Source organism: Pontibacter sp. HJ8 (assembly GCF_054824225.1).
In genome coordinates this window covers 1-20,570 of the sequence record NZ_JSYF01000039.1, presented here as the reverse complement: position 1 = coordinate 20,570, position 20,570 = coordinate 1, and the positions used below count along the sequence as shown (strand labels likewise).

Genomic DNA, 20,570 nt, shown 5'->3' with positions numbered 1-20,570 from the left:
AGGAGATTGCAGCATCCTGATCGGGAATGCGCTGGCTTTGAAACAAAGCGGCCGTTACGCCTTATTTTATCTCGATGGGCATACGGATTTTATAGAGCCGCCACAATCCGGAACGGGCGGTGCCGCAGGTATGGCAGCAGCCCTGGTGGCCGGCCGGGGACCTGAAAAGTTAACCGACATCCAGGGGCAGTCCCCTTACATCTGGGAAGCACACGTCTGGTGCGTGGGCAACCGCGAGTATGACGAGGCCTATGAGCGTATAGTCCGGGACTCCCAGGCAACCTACATCCCGCTGGCATTGCTTCGCGAAACAGGTATAGACTCGTGTGTGCATGCCTTCCTGGAAATGGTCGAAGCACAAGCGCTGGATGGATTCTGGGTACACCTAGATGTGGATGTATTGGATGACGCGCTGATGCCTGCCGTAGACAGCCGAACACCCGGCGGGCTGCGCTACGAAGAGTTGAACCGGATCTTATACCTGCTCCTGGCCGGCTCCAAAGCAACCGGACTGGAAATCACCATCCTGGACCCTGACCTCGACCAGTCAGGCCACTACACCCGGGAGTTTGTCCGGAACTTTACCCGTACGTTTAACCACGCCCAAAAGAAGCATCTCTAAGACTACTTACTACACTCACTTCTTCCGGCTTACCCACTTGTTTCCTTTCAGCCAGAAGCGCCAGGGCAGCAACGCATCCTCTCCGGCATAGTCCACGCCTATACGCGGGCCGATGGCTATACCTTCGGCCGGCACTTCCATGCCTTTGTCTTCTACCCAGATCGTGTTGCCAGTGAGCGGGGTGCCGTAATGTTTCCGGTCAATTCCTAAAGCGATACTCAGCACACCCGGTCCGGCCGTCAGGTTTGGCCGAACGCTGGCCATGTTGCGGCGCAGCAGCATTTCCTCAATCCCTTCCAGCGGCTCTATGGCCCGCACCAGCACGGCATCGGCCTGCCCCTCCACGTTGGTGATGATGTTGAACAGGTTGTAGATACCGTACACCAGGTATACATAGGCAACACCGCCTTCGTGGTACATGATCTCGGTGCGCTGGGTGCGGCGGTTCAGATGCGCATGACAGGCTTTGTCTCCCACACCCGAATACGCTTCCGTCTCCACGATGATTCCTCCGGTAAGAACACCGTTCTGCCTGGTGTATAAGTGTTTGCCCAGCAGGTCCTGCGCCACCTGCACCACATCCGGGCGGGTATAGAATGATTTCTTCAGCTTCACTATCTCGGACTTTGGTTATGGGAGAAGGTACGGCAGGTATAGCCTGGGGTTAGGGATAAGGTATCGCCATGCGACAGGTATAGCCTACGTGAAAATTCAGCCAGCTTTCAGATTTGGGCTCATTCTTAATTCCTCTTTCTTAATTCCTCATTCTTGATTCTCAATTAATTTCCTACCTTTGCTTCCAGATTGGTGGCCTTTACTGCTTCTGTGGTAAAAGCCTTAATAGGGAAATAGGTGTGATGCCTATGCTGTTCCCGCAACTGTAATCTTCAATACGAGGGTTAGCCAACACCAAAAGCCACTGTGCCGCACTCGCGCCATGGGAAGGCCGGCTGACTGAAGAGAGCCAGGAGACCTGCCAGTCCGACAATATAGTCGTATGCTTTCGGGTAAAAAGCTGCACGGCCTTCGCTCTTCCTGCGCGCGCTGTTCCTGCCTCCTACCTGTTTGCATGCTTCGGGATTTAAGCAAGCGTGTACGTGGTAACTTTTTCTATTCGTCTTTTTTTGTGCCTGGCGCTCACGCTGGGTATAGCCCCGGCTGCAATGGCGCAGCAGGACACGACGCTGTATCACCTGCGCACGGTCGAGGTATTCGGCAAACCTGCCGAGGTATTTGCTGCCGGCAGCCGCGTGAGCACCCTCGACAGCAGCTTCCTCCGGACCTATACCTCCGGCTCCCTGGCCGATGTGCTGCAGGCCCGCACTCCGCTTTTCCTCAAAACCTACGGTGCCAGCGGCATCTCCACTCCTACCTTCCGGGGCACCAGCGCTTCCCATACCGCCGTCCTCTGGAACGGACTCAACATCGGGTTGCCTTCCCTGGGCCAGAGCGATTTTGCAACATTGCCCCTGGGTGGACTGGGCGAAGTTTCCGTGCAGCATGGAGCGGCAGGAGCTACCTATGGCAGCGGGGCGATCGGGGGAGCCGTTCTGCTCAATTCCCCCACCCATACCCGTCCGGGCTTCGGTGCGGAGCTGCAACAGGAAATCGGCAGTTTTGGCAGGTACTATACCGGTATAGGAGCGCGCTATGGCGGCCGGAAAGTTTCTGTCGGGGCAAACGGCTACCGGCTGCTGGCGCAGAATACCTACCCGTACCAGGACTTTGCCACTTTTGGAGCACCTACCCGCAGGCAGGACCAGGCACAGGTGGAGCAGCACGGCTTTACGCAGGATGTGGCCTGGCAGCTATCGGATAAAAGCCGGCTGGCTCTGCACACCTGGTATACCTACACCCACCGCGAAGTGCAGCCTGCCATCGGAGCCGCCAGCACGAATGCCCGCCAGCTCGACAAGAACCTGCGCCTGATGGCGGCATACGACCACAGCAGCCGCTGGGGTGAGACCAGCATCAAGACGGCCTACTTCTCCGACTATCTCCTCTACAAAGACAATAGCAATCATTCGGTTACCGACATCAATACCTACCAGGTGCAGGCCGAGCAAACCTATACCTATGCCCGCCGCTGGAGCCTGCGTGCCGGGCTGAACCTACAGCATTTCGATGCCGATGTGCAAGGGTATGGCGAGCCCGTAACCGAAGACCGCGCCGCAGCCTTCCTGCTCTTCCGCTTCGACCCCACGCGCCGCCTCGACCTGAGCCTGAACCTGCGACAAGCCTTCGTTAGCGGGTATAACCCGCACCCGACTCCTACCCTGGGCGCTAACTGGCAGGTGCTGGAGCGGGATAGCCACCGTCTATACCTGAAAGGCAATGTCTCGGGCAGTTACCGGGTGCCGACGCTGAACGAGCGCTTCTGGCAACCGGGCGGCAACCCGGATATCAAACCGGAACAAGGCTGGAACTATGAGAGCGGCCTGCGCCACGTTTACTCCCACGGCACCTTGCTCATCGAGACAGAAGCTTCCCTCTACCACATGCTGTTAGACAACTGGGTACAGTGGATGCCGATAGAATCCGGGTACTGGTCGCCCCGCAACCTGCAGAAGGTGCGCTCGCAGGGGATGGAGCTCAGCAGCCGCGTCAGCAAAAAAATGGATGAGCTTACCGTAGCTGCTACGGCTGGCTATACCTATACCTCCTCGGAGCAGGTGAAGGCGTATGAGGGGCCGGAGGAGCTGAACCTGCAACTGGCACATGTGCCGCTGCACAAGGCACAGCTCGGCACCGATGCTGCCTTCCGTTCCTGGTCATTCCTGGGCAACCTTACCTATAATGGCCTGCGCTATACCAACAACAGCAACACCGGCACCCTGCCCGGCTATACCTTGCTGAGCCTGGCGCTGAGCAGGAAGTTTGACATCGGGTCCTACCAGCTTTTCGGCACCCTGCGCACCGACAATGCGACCGATGCCGCTTATTCTACCATGGAAAACATGCCCATGCCGCCGCGCAGTTTTGCGGCCAGTATTCGCTTTATCATTCCCTAATCCTACATTTTTAAAAACTCTACATGAAAAAGAATAACCTGTTCCGTAGCGCCCTGTTTTCCGCTGCCTTCGCCTGCAGTGCCCTTACCTATACCAGCTGCGACAGCGATACGGATGGCCCTTCCGGAGAATATGCCCGCAACGGTGTGCTCATATCCAATGAAGGCGCCATGACCAAATCCAATGCTTCGGTGAGCTTCTACAGCCATGACACCCGAAAAGTAGAGAACAAGGTTTTCAGCAAAGTGAATGCCTCGATGGTACTGGGCGATGTGCTGCAACATATCTCGGTACACGGCGACCGGGCCTACCTGGTGATGAACAACAGCGGCAAAGTGACGGTAGCCAATGCCAACACCCTCAAAGCCGAAGGCGAGATAAACGGACTGGAGGCGCCGCGCTATTTCGCAGCCCTGAGCGAGGACAAAGGCTACGTGACGGAATGGCTGAGCTATGACCCCGCCACGTTTATCTACAGCGAAGGCCGCGTCGCGGTGGTAGACCTGAAAACCCGCACCGTGACGAAAACCATCCCGGTAGGTGTGCAGCCGGAGCAACTGGTGATCAGCAACGGCAAACTGTTTGTGGCCAACAGCGGGGGCAAAACGATAACGGTCATCAACACGGCAACCGATGCAGTGGAAACTTCCATACCTGTGAATGATGGCCCCAACAGCCTCGCGCTGGACCGCAACAACGTGTTGTGGGTGAGCAGCAGCGGCCAGAAAGCCTACAACAGCGACTGGACCACGAGCGAGGAGAACAGCAAGCCGGGCACCCTCGCCAAAATCAATACCAGCAGCAACACTGTGATAGGCACGCTGACCTTTACCAGCAAGGCACCTTCTCCCGGCAAGCTGACAGCCAACGGAAACCGCGATAAACTTTATTACGTGTTCAACAACAAGGTATACGAGCAGGATGTGAACGCCAGTGCCCTGGCAGCGAAACCCCTGATTGACCGCGGTGCCTATGTGCCTTATGGCTTCTACGGCTTGGGTGTGGAGCCATCCACCGGAATGATCTACGCCGGCAAAGCCCCTAACTTCACCTCCGATGGCTGGGTGGTGCGCTACCACAACCTGAGCGGCGCAGCCGTCGACTCTTTCCAAGTAGGTATTGCTCCGAATGGCTTTGTTTTCAGATAAGGCTATTCCCAAAAAACAAAGCCCGGCTTCTGCTCAGAAGCCGGGCTTTGTTTTTTTTCGGATTACTGTTTTTTGTTGTCATCGTAGCGTTTGTCCCGTTTGCCCTCCTGGTTATAGGCGCTGTCACCGATAGCGGTCCCTTCCCTGCCTTCGTAAATCTTTTCCATGTTCTCTGTTGTGTCCTGGTAGGTTCCGGTTGCTTTGTCGGCTTCTTCCGTACGTTCTATATCGCTGCGTTCTGTGTTCGTTTCGCCAGGATCGGTACCGGTGTTACAAGCTGTCAAACCGGCTCCCAGTAGTACTACAGCCAGCAGCTGCGCTTTTATCTTCGTCATTTTCATAGCATCGTTCTTTTATCGGATCATTAAGTAAAATAAGCTTTTCTCGTCGGAGGCAGCCAGTTAATGTACGATTACAGGCAATTTGAGTTAGAAAAGGCTACCTCGCTGCCCCCGGCTCCGTATGAAAAGACACAGAACGCAAAACAGGAAAGCTATGGAAAAGAACCAAAAAAATACTCCTCCTCAGAAAACCACAAAGGAAATGTCGTCGGATGTCGAAAAGGTAAAGGCACAACACCCGCAGGCCCCGCCCAAAGGTCCTGCAGAAGAGAACCAGGAGAACAGCAGCCGGAGCCGCGAGGACGAAGAAGCAGAAAAAGGCCACTCCTGATGGTGCAGCTAATGCCCAATCGCTTAAATTTGCAGCTTCACCTGATCTGCAATGAAGAAGAAGACTCTTATACAACCGTCTGTTAAGCGCAAACTGCTCGTCATCACCCTGCTCTGCCTGCTGACGGCCTCGGCCCTGCAGCTCTATACCTTCGGCTTGTCGGGTGATTTTTTCACCAGCTGGTTCCGCATGTTCTGCGTGCTGTTCATGCTGGTCGCGACTACGGTGCTGGCGATCGTGCCGGGTGTGCATTATATTGTCAATAAGTCATCCGAGCTGCTGCGCTAACAAAAAGCCCGTAGCAATACTACGGGCCTTTCTCCTTAGGGAACAATTGAAACACTTACACATCACAAGCCACCGCTCCAGGGGGCTTCTCAGCCTGCCCCAAAGCATTCAACTTAAGATGATTATAATGCAAATATATGTATATTTAAGTTGTTTTATATAATTTAAACCCATTTAAATACACAAATTAAACTTCTGACACCTTCTCTTTTCTTAAACGGCTAATCGTCAGCTCCTACCGATTGAACCAGCCCAGCGCCCGGACTGTTGAGAGGACAGTAATTAGTTAGAAAGCGGTGCAGAATCAGTAGTTTTGCACCCAGCGCTCCTGTAGTGCGCTCCTTGAATTTAAGAATCCCGGAACTTGAAGAAGCCAACCATACTGCTCATCACGCCGCCGCTCACGCAGCTCAACACACCTTATCCAGCCACTGCCTATATCAAAGGTTTCCTGACCGGACAAGGCTATACCATCACCCAGGCTGACTTTGGCATTGAACTGGTGCTGCGCATGTTTACCCGCTCGGGACTTGGCCGGATTTTTAAGGCCATAGAAGAAGGTGATTTTGAGCTGTCGGACAACAGCCGGCGTATGCTGCGCCTCAAGCGCGAATACCTCCATACCATTGAGCCGGTCATCCGCTTTCTGCAGAACAAAGACACGACCCTGGCCCAGCAGATCAGTTACAGCCGCTACCTGCCCGAGGCTTCCCGCTTCGACCAGGTAGAGGACATTGACTGGGCCTTTGGCAGCATGGGCATCTCCGACAGAGCCCGCTACCTGGCCACGCTATACCTGGAGGATCTGGGAGATCTGATCAAGGAGACGATCTGTCCTTACTTCGCCTTCAGCCGCTACGCCGATAAACTGGCTATGTCGGCTACCTCGTTTGACCCGCTGGAAGAAGCGCTTCAGGAAAAACCGAACCTGGTGGACGAGATGCTGCTGGAGTTGCTGGAAGAGCGCCTGCAGGAAGTGCAGCCGGATGTGGTGGGTTTCTCTATACCTTTCCCAGGCAATCTGTACGGTGGTCTGCGCCTGGCCCAGTACATCAAGCAAAAGTACCCGCATATCCATACCTTGATGGGAGGAGGTTATCCCAATACCGAATTGCGCAGCCTGCGCGAGCCCCGCCTGTTTAAGTATATTGACTTTGTGACGCTGGATGATGGCGAAGGTCCCTGGCTGAAACTGCTCGAATACCTGCAGGGAGAACGCCCCGTAGATCTGCTGCAGCGCACCTTTCTGCTGCAGGACGGCCAGGTGGCATACCTGAACGGCTGCCTCGACAAAGACATCCCGCATACCGAAGTCGGCACGCCCGATTATAGTGACCTGCCACTGCACGACTACCTCTCGGTGATCGATGTGATTAACCCGATGCACCGGCTCTGGAGCGACGGCCGCTGGAACAAGCTGACGGTAGCGCACGGCTGCTACTGGAAACGCTGCTCCTTCTGCGACATCACCCTCGACTACATCTCCCGCTACGAAGCGGCCCCGGCTACGCTGCTGGTGGACCGCATCGAACAGATCATTGCCCAAACCGGCCAGACCGGCTTTCATTTTGTAGACGAAGCTGCTCCGCCAGCTGCTTTGCGTGACCTGGCCATCGAGCTCATCCGCCGTGGCGTGAAGATCACCTGGTGGGGCAACATCCGCTTTGAGAAAACATTTAGCCCGGACCTTTGCCGCCTGCTGGCTGAATCCGGTTGCATTGCTGTTTCCGGAGGACTGGAAGTCGCTTCCGATCGCTTGCTGGACCTGATGCAGAAAGGCGTCAGCATTGCCCAGGTGGCCCGTGTGACGGACGGGTTTACGCAAGCAGGCATCATGGTGCACGCGTACCTCATGTATGGCTTTCCGACCCAAACGGCGCAGGAAACCATTGATTCGCTGGAAGTCGTGCGGCAGCTTTTCCTCAATGGTGTGATCCAGTCCGGCTACTGGCACCGCTTCAGCATGACGGCGCACAGCCCGGTAGGCAAGCACCCCGAGAAATTTGGTGTCGTGAAAGTAGGTCCTCCGGAAGGCGACTTTGCCAACAACGACCTGTGGCACGACGACCCGCAGGGCACCGACCATGAGGTATTTGGCCCGGGGCTGGCCAAAGCGATCTACAACTACATGCACGGTGTGGCGCTGGAAGAGCCGCTTTCGTTCTGGTTTGACTTCAAAGTGCCGCGCGTCACTGTTGACCGCAACCTGATTGCCCGGGCGATACAGGGGCCCGGCAAAGCAGACAACGAACGCAGGCTGTCCCGTGTCTTCTGGCTGGGCAATATCCCGGAGATCGATTTCACGATGTATGCCAAAAAAGGGCAAACCCTCGAACGCTGCGAGCTGACTTTCTACGAAAAGGCGGAGGATTTCCAGATCAAGACCACCGCAACGATCGGGCAGTGGCTGCTGGAGCAGCTGACGCTGCTGGTAGCAACGGACGCACCTGCTCTCACCTTAAAACAACTGGAGGAAAGTTATCCGACGGAAGCACATCTGAGTTTTACCGAATTCCTGGCTTCGCCTGTGTGGCTGGAACTGCGGGAAAAGGGACTGTTGTTGCTCTAGGTATAGCAGGTATAAAAAAGGGGAGGCGCTTGATCAGCGCCTCCCCTTTTTTATACCTGCTGTTTTGTTCAGGTTATGCTTTCTTCAGAAACTCTGTCTTCAACACCACCGTGCTTTTCCCAACCCGGCACTCTACTTCATTCGGGCTGCCGGTCAGGCGGATGCCTTTGATGACATTGCCTCTTTTAAGGGTGGTCGACATACCTTTCACTTTCAGATCTTTGACCACATGCACGGAGTCGCCGTCGTTGAGGATATTGCCGTTGCTGTCTTTTACTTCCATGATTTCTGTTGTTGATGTTACTGTGCTTTGATTTTCCTGCAAGCTACAAATTTGCTCCTCATTCCGGAAACTATACCTGTCTTCGGGCAAACAAAGGCTTTACTGCTGCATGTACCTGTCCCGGACAGCCTTGAACTCAGAGCCCGCTTTCCACTGCGGCCACTCCGCTGAGTTAGCCAGCCGGCTGCCTACCTTGTAGAGCAATTTGAGGTCTTCTGCTGCGCCATCCATCCTGAAACCGGGGTGTACCTGATCAGATGCCTTGTGATAGGTGTTGGCGTAGTAAGCGTCCAGTTTCTGCTTTCCTGCTGCTTTGCCTCCTTCTTCCAGGTCTATACCTGGCCCTATAAAGAGCGCCGGCACACCGATTTTAGCGAAGTTGAAATGGTCTGAGCGGTAATACAAGCCTGCTTCCGGATTCTCTTCCGGCGCAGCATAACGACCTGCCGCTTTTGCCTCGGCTGTGAGGTAGTCCTCTAACTCGGATTGTCCCATACCATAGAGGACGATGTCTTTTGTCTTGCCATAGGCATTGAGCATGTCCATGTTGATGTTGGCCACTGTCTTTTCTTTTGGGAAGACCGGGTTCTCGGCGTAGTAAGCCGATCCCCACAGGCCCTGCTCTTCTGCTGTCACGGCCAGGAACACGACTGTTCGCTCCGGCTGTGTCTGCTGGTTTTTGAAGGCTTTGGCTATTTCCAGCAGGCCCGCTACCCCGCTCGCATTGTCCACCGCTCCGTTGTAGATGCTGTCTCCCGAAGCGTCTGCCTTGCCAATGCCCAGGTGGTCCCAATGGCCGGTATAGATGATGGTTTCGTCGGGCCGCTGGCTGCCTGTTATTTTGGCAATGAAGTTGGAGGTCTTGTCATACCGGGCCTTCACTTGCATGGAGGTACTAACCTTCAGGTTCATCGGGATGGGTTTGTTCCCGGGCTTGGATACCTTGGCCATGATGGACTTGTAATCCATACCTGCGGCAGCAAACAGCTTTTCGGCTACCGGCATCGTCACCCAGCCTTCCATAGCGCACTTGTAGGTTTCTTTGCCACGGCTGTCGAGGTACATCCTGGAAGTGTTCCAGTTGTTCTGCACCACCTGGAAGCCATACCCGGCCGGCTCTGTGCTGTGGATGATAAGCGCACCTTTTGCTCCCTGCCGGGCAGCTTCTTCAAATTTGTAGGTCCAGCGGCCGTAGTAGGTCATGGCTTTGCCTTTGAATACGGCAGGATTCTGCTCATAGAAACCTGGGTCATTCACCAGGATCAGTACGATCTTATCCTTCACGTCGAGTCCGGCGTAGTCGTTCCAGTTATACTCCGGGGCCACGATGCCAAATCCGGCAAATACCAGGTCGCTTTCGTTTATTGAGATAGCCTCATCCGTTCGTCTTGTCCAGATGACGTAGTCGTTGCGTCCCTCCAGCTTCAGCTCCTGCTTCCCTTTGATGATCATGGTGGGACTGGCGGTGGTGTTCACCTCCACCATCGGCACCTCCTGCACATAACTGTTGCCGTTGCCTGGTTCCAGACCGAGCACTTTGAACTCCCGCTCCAGGTAAGCCAGCGTCTTCTGCTCGCCCGCAGTGAAAGGCTTGCGTCCTTCCAACTCATCAGCAGCGATTTCTGTCAGGTATTTCCCGTAGCTTTCTTCTGTGATGGTGACGCTGGTTTCAGCGCTGGCTTCAGCTGTTTTTGTGCCCGTGTCAGCAGATTGGCAGGCAGAACACAGCCCGGCCAAAGCCGGAAACAGAATGTATTTGATGCTTTTCATGTAATAAAAACGAATCTAAAAGTGTCCGAACAGAAAGGTATAAAATTATTCTTCAGGATAAAACCGGTGCAACGCCCGGCCTGCTTTCAAAAAAGAGGAGCCTAATTCAGGTCAGGCTCCTCAACAAGTACTAGGTGCAAACGCAGGTAAGAGTTCAGCAAATCCGGAATAGGCCATTTTTTAGCTATTGGCGGAATACGAACGTGAAGGATCAGAAGGTATAGCGCACTGCCTAAGCTTTCAACACAAAGGTATAACGGGCTTGCATGGCTTCTCCGTTTTTAGATACCTCCATCAAGAGCGCCGGATGAAAGATGTTGTCCCGCTCATTGCCGGGTTCACCAGGGAAGTAAAGTTGCGTGGTGAGAATAGTTTTACCCTGTCCCTTTACCTTAACATGGAAATGACGGGTGCGCCCTGTGTAAAGACCGGGCACTATCGTCTCCAGCCGGAAACGCCCTTGCTTGTCGGCGTACTGATGTCCGCGCAGCCGGAAGCCCTCGTTGTCATAGTTTCCGTCGTCATCGGCATGCCACCAGTCCAGAAGGGCGCCTCCTACCGGCTGGCAATTGGTATACAGCACCTGCCCGGTCAGAATAAGCGTGACACCTTCCATACCTTTCTCGCGCAAGTTGCTTCTTTCAGGAGAACGGGGTGTATAAAAGGGGCCTTCTGTTTGGGACGGAGTCGGTTCATCGTGGTCGTCGCACTGCGGTGTAGGTTCCAGCGCTTCCTTATGACCGAACAAAAAATTGGCCGGTGCCAGACCAACAAGCGGCAAAGCACTGAGAAAAAGAAATAACCGACGCCTCGAGATCTTCATAACCAGCTGACAACTTGACGATTGAAAGGGGGAACTCTATTAAAAGATACGTTATTCCATCCTTAAAAGGATATCCTGATCCTAGTCTACTTTCAAGCGCTTGCCCTTTAGTACGTGCCCGGATACTCCGGCTATAAAAAAAGCCGAAGTAGTGTTTTGCAACTACTTCGGCCTGTATTCGCTACCCTTCTTACCGGATTAATCCCGCTTCGACTTCAGCAGTTGCCTTAGTTCAGCCAGTTCGTCGCGGTACTTAGCTGCCTGCAGGAAGTCGAGGTCTTTGGCGGCGGCTTCCATCTGCTTCTCGGTTTTCTTGATGAGCTTTTCGAGTTCGTCTCGCTTCATCATCTGGATCACCGGTTCTGCCGCCAGCGACACTTCCTCCGGACCGGCATACACTTTCACCTCTTTCTTCTTGGAATCAGCTACCGATGTCTGCTCAAATATCTCGTCCTTGGTCTTGAGAATCGTGCGTGGCGTGATGCCATGCTCCAGGTTGTAAGCCATCTGCGTTTCGCGGCGGCGCGTGGTCTCCTCGATGGCGCGCTGCATGGAGCCCGTCATGCGGTCGGCATACATGATCACTTTTCCTTTTTCGTTTCGGGCGGCACGTCCCATCGTCTGGATCAGGGAACGCTGGTCGCGCAGGAAGCCTTCTTTGTCGGCATCGAGTATGGCGACCAGGCTCACTTCCGGCAGGTCAAGTCCTTCGCGCAGCAGGTTCACACCGATCAGCACATCGATGATGCCCAGGCGCAGTTCCCGCAGAATCTCTACCCGGTCCAGCGTCTTCACCTCGGAGTGCAGGTATTTTACCTTGATGTTGAGGCGGTCCATGTACTTGGTCAGCTCTTCGGACATACGTTTGGTCAGCGTCGTGACCAGCACCCGCTCCCCACTCTTGATGCGCTCATCCACTTCATCAAGCAGGTCATCTACCTGATTGGCACTCGGGCGTACTTCTATCACCGGGTCCAGCAGGCCGGTCGGACGAATGATCTGCTCCACGATGACGCCCTCTGACTTCTGTATCTCGTAGTCGCCCGGCGTGGCGCTGACGAACACCACCTGGTGCATCACGCCCTCAAACTCGTTGAAAGTAAGCGGGCGGTTGTCCATGGCCGCCGGCAAACGGAAACCGTACTCGACCAGCGCCACCTTGCGCGACCGGTCGCCACCCCACATGGCCCGTACCTGCGGCACCGTTACGTGGCTTTCGTCTATCACCATCAGGAAGTCATCCGGGAAGTAATCGAGCAAACAAAACGGACGCGCACCCGGGGCACGGCGGTCGAAGTACCGGGAGTAGTTCTCGATGCCGGAACAGTAGCCCAGTTCCCGGATCATCTCCAGGTCAAACTCGGTTCGCTCCTTGATGCGCTTGGCCTCCACCGGCCTGTCTTCTTTGAGGAAGTATTCGTGCTGCGCCACCATATCGTACTGTATCTCCGAAATGGCCTGGTGCAGTGTATCCTTCCCTGTCACGAACAGGTTGGCCGGGTATAGCGTGACGGCCTTCTCATCCGAGAGCTTTTTGCCCGAAGCAGGATCGATGCGGTGAATCTGCTCCAGCTCGTCGCCGAAGAAGTAGAGCCGGTAGGCAAAATCGGCATAGGCCGGAAAAATATCTACCGTATCGCCTTTTACCCGGAACGTTCCACGTGTGAACTCCGCCTCCGTGCGGCTGTAGAGGATCTGCACAAAGGTATAGAGCAGGTTGTTGCGGCTATACCGCTGCCCCGGCGCCAGGTGAATGACGTTCTTACCAAATTCCTCCGGGTTACCGATACCGTAGATACAGGACACGGATGCCACCACGATCACGTCGCGGCGACCTGACAGCAAAGCCGAAGTGGTGTGCAGGCGCAGTTTCTCGATTTCCTCATTGATTTGCAGATCCTTCTCGATGAACACGTCCGAGGAAGCGATGTAGGCCTCCGGCTGGTAGTAGTCGTAGTAGGAGATGAAGTATTCGACCGCGTTGTCGGGGAAGAATTGCTTGAACTCGCCGTATAACTGGGCAGCTAGTGTCTTGTTGTGGCACAGCACCAGCGTGGGCTTGCCTACGTTTTTGATCACATTGGCCATGGTAAAGGTCTTACCCGTACCTGTGGCTCCCAACAGCACCTGCGAGGGCTCCCCCTTGCGGATACCTTCGGTGAGTTGGGCTATTGCTTTCGGCTGATCGCCGGTAGGTTGAAATTCTGATGTTAGCTGAAAATCCATTCGTTGATTTTACGACATGTAAAGATATACTATAACATGAAATTGCAGCTGTAAGTTTAGCATTTGTCAATTAATACCTACTGCCGCACAGGTATAGCAAAACAAAAGGCCTGCTCTAAAAGCAGGCCTTTGCTGGTTTAACTATTCCTAACAAAAACTACAAAACCTGATCAAGTGCCACCCGCATTACCGGAGCATACCTGCTTCACTTTCACGGCGGGGTATAGCATGTGCACCGCTGTGCAAAGGGGACTGTACTGCCCGTTCAGTTCGAGCGACACTTCCACCATACGTCCCGGTGTGCGGAGCTCCAGCGGGAGGTTGTCGGTGGTCACGTAACCGCCATGCAACTGTCCCACATATTCTTTGCTGCGCTGCGGCATTTCATTCTCCGTTATCCGCAGCACATACCAGCCGCTTTCACAGTCCGTTCCCATTACCTCAACCTGCACACACGAGGGTACCGCCTCCTCCTCTTCCGCACAACTCACCACAAGAAAGGACAGAAAGAGGTAGAATGAGGCGATACACAAGGTGCTTTTCATAAGGTTATCATGTACTAATGGAGCAGGATTTCCAACAGAGAGCTTACTTGTTTGCGTACTAAAATGGTAGTAGTCTGCTTCATCGCAAAACGGTATGCCCTATGTTAGGAAAACGTATTTACTGGTATAAAAAATAAGTATCTGTAAAAACTGCATTCGGATCCGTACCGGTAAACGTGCTTTCCAGCACCAGTTTGTTGGCTTCCCGGAGCTTAACCACATACCGGGCAGACCAACTGAAATTACTCAGCACAAAGCTTCCGGCATAGGAATAATCGGCTTTAAACCTGTCCCGGTAGGTGTTGGCATACTGCGTACCGGAACGAAGCAGAAAAGCGCTATCTGCCCGTAGCTCAAAATAATCCTGGGGCCTCCCGTTGTATACCTGGGTGTTGCAGTTCCCGCTCCGGCAGAGCTTGCTGTTGATGCGTTCGATGGACCACTTTCCCTGCACCGCTACCTGTAGCTCATCTGCCCGCAGCTGCGGGGCTACGTCCTCTTTCTCAACGGAACAGGCTGACAACACCAAAAGCAGGCCGGCTGACGCCATTGCAAACCGGAATGTCAATTTCATAACCCTGTGGTCGTATTTAAATTAAAAGCTCCCGGAACAGGTTGACCCGATACCGGCCAGACCGGAAATTTCACCTGGCGCACATCCCGACATGAATACGGACATAAAAAGCAGTGCCAGCAATACATACCATCCCAGCATATTCCCTTTGCCGGCAGCCACCAGGACGACCAGGGTATGGAGTATCGATTTCATGAACAGCATCATTTGCATAGCGCCTTTTTAACAATCTTTATACACTAACATGATTCTGTTTACCAGCAGATGGTTGCACGCGCAGACAGAAAAATGAAATATTATTTTTTGCCGTTATTCAACTGATAGTTCAGGCCCATGTTCAGGCCGAAGGCATAGGGTTTGCCCTGTGGTGCCATTGCCTTGTCGGGCTCTGCCACCAGCGTGCTGAAGTAATTGCGGACCTCCGGCCCCAGCACCACCGTCAGGTTGTCGGAGATGCGTTTGCCTACGCCTGCGGACAGGTTGCCCGAAAACTGCACCTTCCGGAAAGGCGAGTCCTCGTCCTTGGGCCTGTAGTTCACCGACTGCACCTCCTGGTTGGAAGCCGTTATACTTGTCTCCAGCAGGAAGTTGGCAGCCACCCCTCCGGCAGCATACCAGAACCAGTCTTTGGCGATCTCATTCTCAAACTGGAGGCCCACAGGTATAGACAGGTGCCGGTACTTGTAGTCTACGTTGAAAGCGTCCGCCGCCCTGGCCACGCTGATGGAATCAGGGGTAAAGCTGTGGTCGAGCGATGGCAGCAAAATGGTGGATGGGTCCAGCTCATAGCGCTCGTTGGTGCGCGGTTTGAACCAGAACTGCCGCACGATGTAGTTGGTCCTGGTGCGGGCCGAACTCTCGCTATAGCCAATACCAGCCAGCAGCTTCAGCTTCTCTTTCAGCTTAAAGCCTGTCTTCACTTCCATGGTATAGGAGAAAGTAGGCACTGTTTTATCTTCAAATTCATCCCGGGCGGCATCCATGTTATGGAATGACTCTGAGGAAGCGGATAGTCCCTGTGCGGCGAAGCTTCTGTAATTGACAGCCGTCATCATCTGGTCAGGCAGGCCGATGTTCTGGTCAAAGTAGGTGGGAGCATAGGCCAGGTTCAGGCTCCAGCGGCTGTCGCCTCCCCCCTGCGCTTGCTCCTGCGTTTCATCTTTCCCCTTATTCAGGCTGGCAGCCAGTGCTTCGGTCTGTTGCTGGTCCTTCTTATCGCGGGCCGCCTGGTATTCTTTATTCAACTCCACAAAAGACTTCGGTTCAAGGGCCAGCGTTCCCGCGCCTGGCTGTGCCGGCTGTGTCTCCTCACTGCCAAACGACAGGGTAATGCTTTGTGAAACTGAACGTCTGTAACGGTGGAAACCTGCTGGTACTGCATTGGTTCCTGCTGCGTCTCTCACAGTGCGTGCCGCGATCGTATTTCTTCTTTCCGAAAGTTGTTGCTCCGGGGTGTTTGCGGATGAACTGCTGCCTGCGCTATAATATCCCTGCGGGTCCGCTGCTGCGATGAGATCCCCGTTTGCTGCTGTACCTGAGTGACGCTGCGCTTTCTTGGTAGCGGCTGCCTGTGCGGCAGAGGTTCCGGCTATAGCTACGTGATGCTCTATTGTCCCGTCGTTTTCTTCTGCTGCAACGGCAGGCGCAGGTAAGGTGCTAGCGCCCGGTGCTGACGCGATGGGCTGCTGCGTTGTGCCCTGCTTTGCGCTGTCTTTGAAGTGGTAGGTCAGCAGGGCACCGCTCAGCATGAACAGCACGAAACAGGCAGCCGCCAGCTGCCGGTAGAAGAGTACTTTCTTCCTGTACTGGCCGTTCTCCTGAACAGTCAGCTCATGGTCTATACGGGCCCAGAGATCCGGAGCAGGCGAGGCCTCAGCGTCGTGCATGCGGCGCTGAAACTCCTCTTCCAGTGTATGGCGCTTATGGTTATTTGCTGATGACATGCTCTTGAAATGATTTATCCTGGCGCACCAGCATACTTTGCAGTATGCCACGGGCGCGCGAGTATTGTGACTTAGATGTACCTTCGGAGATGCCCAGCATCTCCCCTATTTCCTTGTGATTGTATCCTTCAATGGCGTACAGGTTGAACACCATGCGGTAGCGCGGAGCCAGGCTTTGGATCATGCTCAGCAACTCGTCCATGGAGTAGCCTGTCAGGTTCACATCCCCGGAAGGGATGTTGCCTGCCTCTTCTGTTTCATGTGAAACGGTGAGCAGCGACTTCTGGCGCAGTTGCTTCAGGGCGGTGTTGATCATGATGCGCCGTATCCAGAATTCAAGCGGGCAGTCCCTTTTAAAATTCTGTATGTTGGCAAACACTTTTACAAACCCATCCTGCATCATATCCTCTGCCTCAAAGCTGGTAGGGGCATAACGTAAGCAAACCATCATCATCTTTTTAGAATACAGGTCATACAGGAGCCGTTGCATTTCCCGCTTGCCGGCAATGCACCCCTCTATGAGTTTATCCTCTTCTGATTTAGGTTTAGTAAAAAGCTTCAAACGCCTCTTAAGTTAAGCTCCACCTCTATGATTCCCGGGATGAGGCAAAGGTTGCAAGCACAAAAAAATATTTTCAGGTAGATCAGCTAAGCTTCGCCAAGGTATAGCCGGCAACTGCTGAGTAAATATAGGAAAATATTATGTTTAAACAGGCGCCTTTTTAGATAATGATAATAGGTATGCTGCAATGCGGAAACCGGCCCGGCCTATAACAGCAAAGGCCTCTCCGTCGGGAGAGGCCTTTGCTGTTATTCTTTTATGTAAAGGTGAGCGTAAGATCAGATTATGGCCATGAAGAGAATCTTGTAAAAAAAGATTGCTACGACAGATGCTGCCAATACCCATACATACCCGATCACCCGGTAAGCCATAGGTGCCGAATCGCCTTCACGGCTCAGTATTTCGTAGGCCTGCAGCCGCGCCTGCCCCAGTATGCTTTTAGACACGAGCTGGTAGGCCAGGCTAAATCCCAGTATAACCAATACCACATCATCCAGGAATCCAAATACAGGCACCAGGTCCGGCACCAGGTCGATCGGGCTGATCGCATACCCAATTACAAAGGCCAGCAGAAGGGGCACATACCACCTCACCTCCGGATGGCGGGCGGAGAGGTATAGCGCGTAAATTTCTGCATTCAGTTCGTTTGCTTTCTGGCGAAGGGTGGAGAGTTGCGTCATCGTATAAGGGCTTCGGGTAGAGCTTTTTATACTGTACGCTGGGACAGCAGCAGAAAGTTTCAGTGTATAAGAATATTGATACAATAAGTTAACAAGGTTATTCGTTGTTCCAGATTTTCCAGGCAGCTTCGGCCTGTGCGTGCAGCATGGCAAGCCCGTTCAGGGTGCTGGCCCCGGCCTCCCGGCCTCTTTGCAGAAACAAGGTTTCTTCCGGATTATAGACCAGGTCGTAGAGGTAATGGCCGGAAGTAAGCGCCTGGTAAGGTATAGCCGGCGCATGCTCTGTTTCAGGCGCCATACCCAGGGGAGTTGTATTGATGAGGAGGGTATAGGCCTGCAGCATATCCGGTGTTAGCGAGGTATACGCCAGCTCTCCCGCCGCCGGGTTTCTGGAGACAGAGGTATACCCAATGCCAAGTGCTTTGAGCGCTGCCCAGACCGCTTTTGCCGCTCCGCCCGTGCCCAATACCAGCGCCCGGCTCCCTGCTCCGGCCGGATAGAATTGCTGCAAGGTATCCCGGAAACCAATAAAATCGGTGTTGTAGCCTTTGGTCCTGCCTTGTGTAATACGGATCGTATTCACTGCACCGATCTGTGCGGCACTCTCTTCCAGTTCATCCAGGTAAGGTATAACGGCCTCCTTGTATGGCACGGTGACGTTGAGCCCCACGAGTTCCGGTTCCCGGGCCAGCAAGTCAGGAAAGGCTGTGATCTCCGGCAGCTCGTAGAGTTCGTAGCGGGCATCCGCTATACCTGCTTTGGCAAACTTTTCTGTAAAATAGCGCTTCGAAAATGAATGCCCGAGTTTCTTACCGATCAATCCGAATCTACGCATATGCATGTCTTGGTTTATTCACAACGTTATACTTTCCCGGCGGGTGTTTCGGCCACACGATCCAGTACGTATACCAGCAGGAAGCCAAAGATAGCCAGCAGTGCCGCGTATAGCAGGTAGGGTTCCTGGCCTGAGAGTTCCAGGTAGTGCCACGGCGTTACATTTTCCTGGATCAGCGGCTTTACTACGCCGTGGCGGTCGGTATAGGTTTCGAGCGTATGCTTCCAGGGCCATACCTTGTTGAGCGAGCCTACCATAAAACCGGTCAGCAGCGATACCGCCAGGTTGTGGTATTTTTTGAGCATCCAGTTCAGGACATGCGAAAAAGACAGTATTCCCGCCATGCAGCCCAGGCCAAAGATCAGAATGATGTCTACTCTGATCTCCTGCAGCGCATTCATGATAAACTCGTACTTGGCCATCAGCAGTAGCAGGAAACTACCCGATATACCCGGCAGTATCATGGCGCAGATCGCAATAGCGCCGGCCATAAAAATAAACCAGTAGGCCTCGGGCGTCTGCATGGGTACGGCAACCGTTATGTAGTACGCTATCGCCACCCCGATGAGGCCGGCCAGCACGACAGCAGGCCGCCACTGGGTTATCTTTTTACCTACTACCAGCGCGGAAGCCACGATCAACCCGAAGAAGAATCCCCACAGCATGATCGGATAATATTCCAGCAGGTAGAGTACAAGCTTGGAAAGAGAGAGAATCGAAAAAAAGATCCCGGCCAGCAGCACGACCAGGAAGTTGCCATTGATGTGTTGCCAGAAGCCCTTGATATTCAGCCGTGCCAACAGGCGCAATGCCTCGCCGTTCACGGAGCGTATGGAATCGAGCAGCTCTTCATAAATACCGGAAATAAAAGCGATCGTACCGCCTGATACGCCGGGCACTACATCGGCCGCGCCCATTGCCACGCCTTTTGAAAACAGCAGCAGGTATTCTTTTAATGATCTTCTTCTCATTTTATAGAAATGACAGCTTTTCAGCCGCACAAAAAAAATTGCCCGCCGGGGCTACCGATGGGCAATTAACCAGTTAAACTTTATGTGTTATGCGTCAATGATCGGAGACCCATTGTTGAGGAAAAAGTCAAACGTGTCGCCCCGAAGGCCCAGACGGATCGTTTCGAGCGGGATGATTTCGCTTGGCGCGATGTTACCCAGGTTCACGTTGGCGCCCAGTAACTTGATGAACCATACCTGTTGCGCTTTCTGAGGAGCTTCCCACAGGATCTTTTCAAACGGCACCTGCGTCAGAATCTCTTCCACCAGTCCACTGCGCACCTCTCCCGTCGAGCGGAACAGGCCCACGTTGCCGCCTTCACGGGCTTCCCCGATTACTTTCCAGGCACCGGCTTCCAGCTCCGCCTTCATCAGCTTGATCCACATGTAGGGCGGGATGATCTTCTCCGCGTCCTTGGAACCCACTTCTGACAGCACCGTTACCTGCTCGGACAGGGTCTGGATGTAGCCGCACTTCTTATCATGCGCCATTTCCAGCGAGCCATCCGACACCTCGGCAAAAGTCATGTTGTACTTGTCGAGCACCCGGCGGTAGTCGTCAAACTGATTGCGGGCAATGAACGCCTCGAACAGCGTACCTCCGAAGTAGACCGGTATACCTGCCGCTCTGTACACATCCAGCTTCCGCTGCAGGTTGGGCACCACATAGGAGGTAGCCCAGCCCAGTTTTACGATGTCTACATAGTTTGCCGCCACTTCCAGGAAGTCTTCGACCTCCCGAATGCTCAAACCTTTGTCCATGGCCATGGTAAACCCGCGCTCACGGGGCTTCACCTCGCGCTCCGGGAGGCTGTTCAGAATATAGTTGTTACTCATTATTTGCGATATTGGTCAATCAGTCTGGATAATGCCCGCTGCGATTCCAGTTCAGGGAAGAACTCAAACAACAGCTTGTGTTTGTCGAAGTCCAAAATTAAAGCATTTTCCAGATAATTGTAAGCTTCTCGGTATTTTCCTGCCGAAAGCATATACGCACATGCCCTGTAAT

21 protein-coding genes and 1 riboswitch are annotated in these 20,570 nt (G+C 53.8%); of the genes, 6 read left to right on the top strand and 15 right to left on the bottom strand.

What is annotated here, in order from left to right:
* Nucleotides 1-622 (top strand): arginase family protein (locus OB13_RS02215; RefSeq protein WP_461488511.1); only part of this gene is annotated, 622 nt, incomplete at its 5' end.
* Nucleotides 623-637: 15 nt separating this feature from the next.
* Here OB13_RS02215 and OB13_RS02210 read toward each other — a convergent pair.
* The gene (locus OB13_RS02210) at nucleotides 638-1,237 is read right to left on the bottom strand and encodes a DNA-3-methyladenine glycosylase (RefSeq protein ID WP_461488510.1); all 600 of its coding nucleotides are present in this window, start codon (nucleotides 1,235-1,237) and stop codon (nucleotides 638-640) included.
* Nucleotides 1,238-1,410: 173 nt separating this feature from the next.
* Nucleotides 1,411-1,617: riboswitch (cobalamin riboswitch) on the top strand.
* Between the two features lie 102 nt (nucleotides 1,618-1,719).
* Between OB13_RS02210 and OB13_RS02205 the strand changes: the two genes are divergently transcribed.
* Together OB13_RS02205 and OB13_RS02200 are read left to right on the top strand one after the other, a co-directional pair.
* Nucleotides 1,720-3,633, top strand: coding sequence for a TonB-dependent receptor plug domain-containing protein (locus OB13_RS02205; protein ID WP_461488509.1), 1,914 nt, complete (start codon nucleotides 1,720-1,722; stop codon nucleotides 3,631-3,633).
* A 23-nt stretch (nucleotides 3,634-3,656) separates the two neighbouring features.
* Nucleotides 3,657-4,781, top strand: coding sequence for a YncE family protein (locus OB13_RS02200; protein WP_461488508.1), 1,125 nt, complete (start codon nucleotides 3,657-3,659; stop codon nucleotides 4,779-4,781).
* Between the two features lie 62 nt (nucleotides 4,782-4,843).
* Here the strand turns inward: OB13_RS02200 and OB13_RS02195 are convergent, their stop codons facing one another.
* Nucleotides 4,844-5,122, bottom strand: coding sequence for a hypothetical protein (locus tag OB13_RS02195; RefSeq protein WP_461488507.1), 279 nt, complete (start codon nucleotides 5,120-5,122; stop codon nucleotides 4,844-4,846).
* 154 nt (nucleotides 5,123-5,276) lie between these two features.
* Between OB13_RS02195 and OB13_RS02190 the strand changes: the two genes are divergently transcribed.
* The 3 genes from OB13_RS02190 to OB13_RS02180 all read left to right on the top strand — a co-directional run bounded on the left by OB13_RS02190 (nucleotide 5,277) and on the right by OB13_RS02180 (nucleotide 8,310).
* Complete coding sequence (locus OB13_RS02190; RefSeq protein WP_461488506.1) at nucleotides 5,277-5,453, top strand: hypothetical protein; 177 nt, start codon at nucleotides 5,277-5,279, stop codon at nucleotides 5,451-5,453.
* 51 nt (nucleotides 5,454-5,504) lie between these two features.
* On the top strand, nucleotides 5,505-5,741 hold the full coding sequence (locus OB13_RS02185; RefSeq protein ID WP_461488505.1) for a DUF2798 domain-containing protein: 237 nt from the start codon (nucleotides 5,505-5,507) through the stop codon (nucleotides 5,739-5,741).
* Between the two features lie 364 nt (nucleotides 5,742-6,105).
* Nucleotides 6,106-8,310, top strand: coding sequence for a B12-binding domain-containing radical SAM protein (locus tag OB13_RS02180; protein ID WP_461488504.1), 2,205 nt, complete (start codon nucleotides 6,106-6,108; stop codon nucleotides 8,308-8,310).
* Between the two features lie 73 nt (nucleotides 8,311-8,383).
* On the opposite strand, the gene OB13_RS02175 is transcribed toward OB13_RS02180, so the two are convergent.
* The 13 genes from OB13_RS02175 to OB13_RS02115 form a co-directional block, all read right to left on the bottom strand.
* The gene (locus OB13_RS02175; protein WP_461488503.1) at nucleotides 8,384-8,593 is read right to left on the bottom strand and encodes an alkylphosphonate utilization protein; all 210 of its coding nucleotides are present in this window, start codon (nucleotides 8,591-8,593) and stop codon (nucleotides 8,384-8,386) included.
* A 99-nt stretch (nucleotides 8,594-8,692) separates the two neighbouring features.
* Entirely contained in the window at nucleotides 8,693-10,363 is a 1,671-nt protein-coding gene (locus OB13_RS02170; protein WP_461488502.1) for a M28 family metallopeptidase, read from the bottom strand.
* Between the two features lie 232 nt (nucleotides 10,364-10,595).
* Nucleotides 10,596-11,186, bottom strand: coding sequence for a dioxygenase family protein (locus tag OB13_RS02165; RefSeq protein ID WP_461488501.1), 591 nt, complete (start codon nucleotides 11,184-11,186; stop codon nucleotides 10,596-10,598).
* A 198-nt stretch (nucleotides 11,187-11,384) separates the two neighbouring features.
* Nucleotides 11,385-13,412 carry an excinuclease ABC subunit UvrB gene (gene uvrB / locus OB13_RS02160; RefSeq protein WP_461488500.1) on the bottom strand — a complete coding sequence of 676 codons (2,028 nt, stop codon included), beginning with the start codon at nucleotides 13,410-13,412 and terminating at the stop codon, nucleotides 11,385-11,387.
* 170 nt (nucleotides 13,413-13,582) lie between these two features.
* Nucleotides 13,583-13,957: a hypothetical protein gene (locus tag OB13_RS02155; RefSeq protein WP_461488499.1), complete on the bottom strand. Its 375-nt coding sequence runs from the start codon at nucleotides 13,955-13,957 to the stop codon at nucleotides 13,583-13,585.
* 118 nt (nucleotides 13,958-14,075) lie between these two features.
* Nucleotides 14,076-14,531 carry a hypothetical protein gene (locus tag OB13_RS02150; RefSeq protein WP_461488498.1) on the bottom strand — a complete coding sequence of 152 codons (456 nt, stop codon included), beginning with the start codon at nucleotides 14,529-14,531 and terminating at the stop codon, nucleotides 14,076-14,078.
* Between the two features lie 21 nt (nucleotides 14,532-14,552).
* Nucleotides 14,553-14,726: a hypothetical protein gene (locus tag OB13_RS02145; protein WP_461488497.1), complete on the bottom strand. Its 174-nt coding sequence runs from the start codon at nucleotides 14,724-14,726 to the stop codon at nucleotides 14,553-14,555.
* A gap of 101 nt (nucleotides 14,727-14,827) precedes the next feature.
* Nucleotides 14,828-16,474, bottom strand: coding sequence for an outer membrane beta-barrel protein (locus OB13_RS02140; protein WP_461488496.1), 1,647 nt, complete (start codon nucleotides 16,472-16,474; stop codon nucleotides 14,828-14,830).
* Entirely contained in the window at nucleotides 16,458-17,036 is a 579-nt protein-coding gene (locus tag OB13_RS02135; protein WP_461488495.1) for an RNA polymerase sigma factor, read from the bottom strand. Before OB13_RS02135 ends, OB13_RS02140 begins: the two co-directional genes overlap by 17 nt.
* A 278-nt stretch (nucleotides 17,037-17,314) precedes the next feature.
* On the bottom strand, nucleotides 17,315-17,716 hold the full coding sequence (locus OB13_RS02130) for a YkvA family protein (protein WP_461488494.1): 402 nt from the start codon (nucleotides 17,714-17,716) through the stop codon (nucleotides 17,315-17,317).
* A 97-nt stretch (nucleotides 17,717-17,813) separates the two neighbouring features.
* Nucleotides 17,814-18,557, bottom strand: coding sequence for a shikimate dehydrogenase family protein (locus tag OB13_RS02125; RefSeq protein WP_461488493.1), 744 nt, complete (start codon nucleotides 18,555-18,557; stop codon nucleotides 17,814-17,816).
* Between the two features lie 20 nt (nucleotides 18,558-18,577).
* On the bottom strand, nucleotides 18,578-19,522 hold the full coding sequence (locus tag OB13_RS02120) for a polyprenyl-phosphate transporter (protein ID WP_461488492.1): 945 nt from the start codon (nucleotides 19,520-19,522) through the stop codon (nucleotides 18,578-18,580).
* 87 nt (nucleotides 19,523-19,609) lie between these two features.
* Nucleotides 19,610-20,398, bottom strand: a complete 789-nt coding sequence (locus tag OB13_RS02115) for a phosphosulfolactate synthase (protein WP_461488491.1) — start codon at nucleotides 20,396-20,398, stop codon at nucleotides 19,610-19,612.
* Nucleotides 20,399-20,570: the final 172 nt, after the last annotated feature.

Coding starts and splice junctions, on each gene's coding strand:
- OB13_RS02200 (WP_461488508.1), top strand. CDS start 3,657: ATGAAAAAGAATAACCTGTTCCGTAGCGCCCTGTTTTCCGCTGCCTTC.
- OB13_RS02195 (WP_461488507.1), bottom strand. CDS start 5,122: ATGAAAATGACGAAGATAAAAGCGCAGCTGCTGGCTGTAGTACTACTG.
- OB13_RS02190 (WP_461488506.1), top strand. CDS start 5,277: ATGGAAAAGAACCAAAAAAATACTCCTCCTCAGAAAACCACAAAGGAA.
- OB13_RS02185 (WP_461488505.1), top strand. CDS start 5,505: ATGAAGAAGAAGACTCTTATACAACCGTCTGTTAAGCGCAAACTGCTC.
- OB13_RS02175 (WP_461488503.1), bottom strand. CDS start 8,593: ATGGAAGTAAAAGACAGCAACGGCAATATCCTCAACGACGGCGACTCC.
- OB13_RS02170 (WP_461488502.1), bottom strand. CDS start 10,363: ATGAAAAGCATCAAATACATTCTGTTTCCGGCTTTGGCCGGGCTGTGT.
- OB13_RS02165 (WP_461488501.1), bottom strand. CDS start 11,186: ATGAAGATCTCGAGGCGTCGGTTATTTCTTTTTCTCAGTGCTTTGCCG.
- uvrB (WP_461488500.1), bottom strand. CDS start 13,412: ATGGATTTTCAGCTAACATCAGAATTTCAACCTACCGGCGATCAGCCG.
- OB13_RS02155 (WP_461488499.1), bottom strand. CDS start 13,957: ATGAAAAGCACCTTGTGTATCGCCTCATTCTACCTCTTTCTGTCCTTT.
- OB13_RS02150 (WP_461488498.1), bottom strand. CDS start 14,531: ATGAAATTGACATTCCGGTTTGCAATGGCGTCAGCCGGCCTGCTTTTG.
- OB13_RS02145 (WP_461488497.1), bottom strand. CDS start 14,726: ATGAAATCGATACTCCATACCCTGGTCGTCCTGGTGGCTGCCGGCAAA.
- OB13_RS02140 (WP_461488496.1), bottom strand. CDS start 16,474: ATGTCATCAGCAAATAACCATAAGCGCCATACACTGGAAGAGGAGTTT.
- OB13_RS02130 (WP_461488494.1), bottom strand. CDS start 17,716: ATGACGCAACTCTCCACCCTTCGCCAGAAAGCAAACGAACTGAATGCA.
- OB13_RS02125 (WP_461488493.1), bottom strand. CDS start 18,557: ATGCATATGCGTAGATTCGGATTGATCGGTAAGAAACTCGGGCATTCA.
- OB13_RS02120 (WP_461488492.1), bottom strand. CDS start 19,522: ATGAGAAGAAGATCATTAAAAGAATACCTGCTGCTGTTTTCAAAAGGC.
- OB13_RS02115 (WP_461488491.1), bottom strand. CDS start 20,398: ATGAGTAACAACTATATTCTGAACAGCCTCCCGGAGCGCGAGGTGAAG.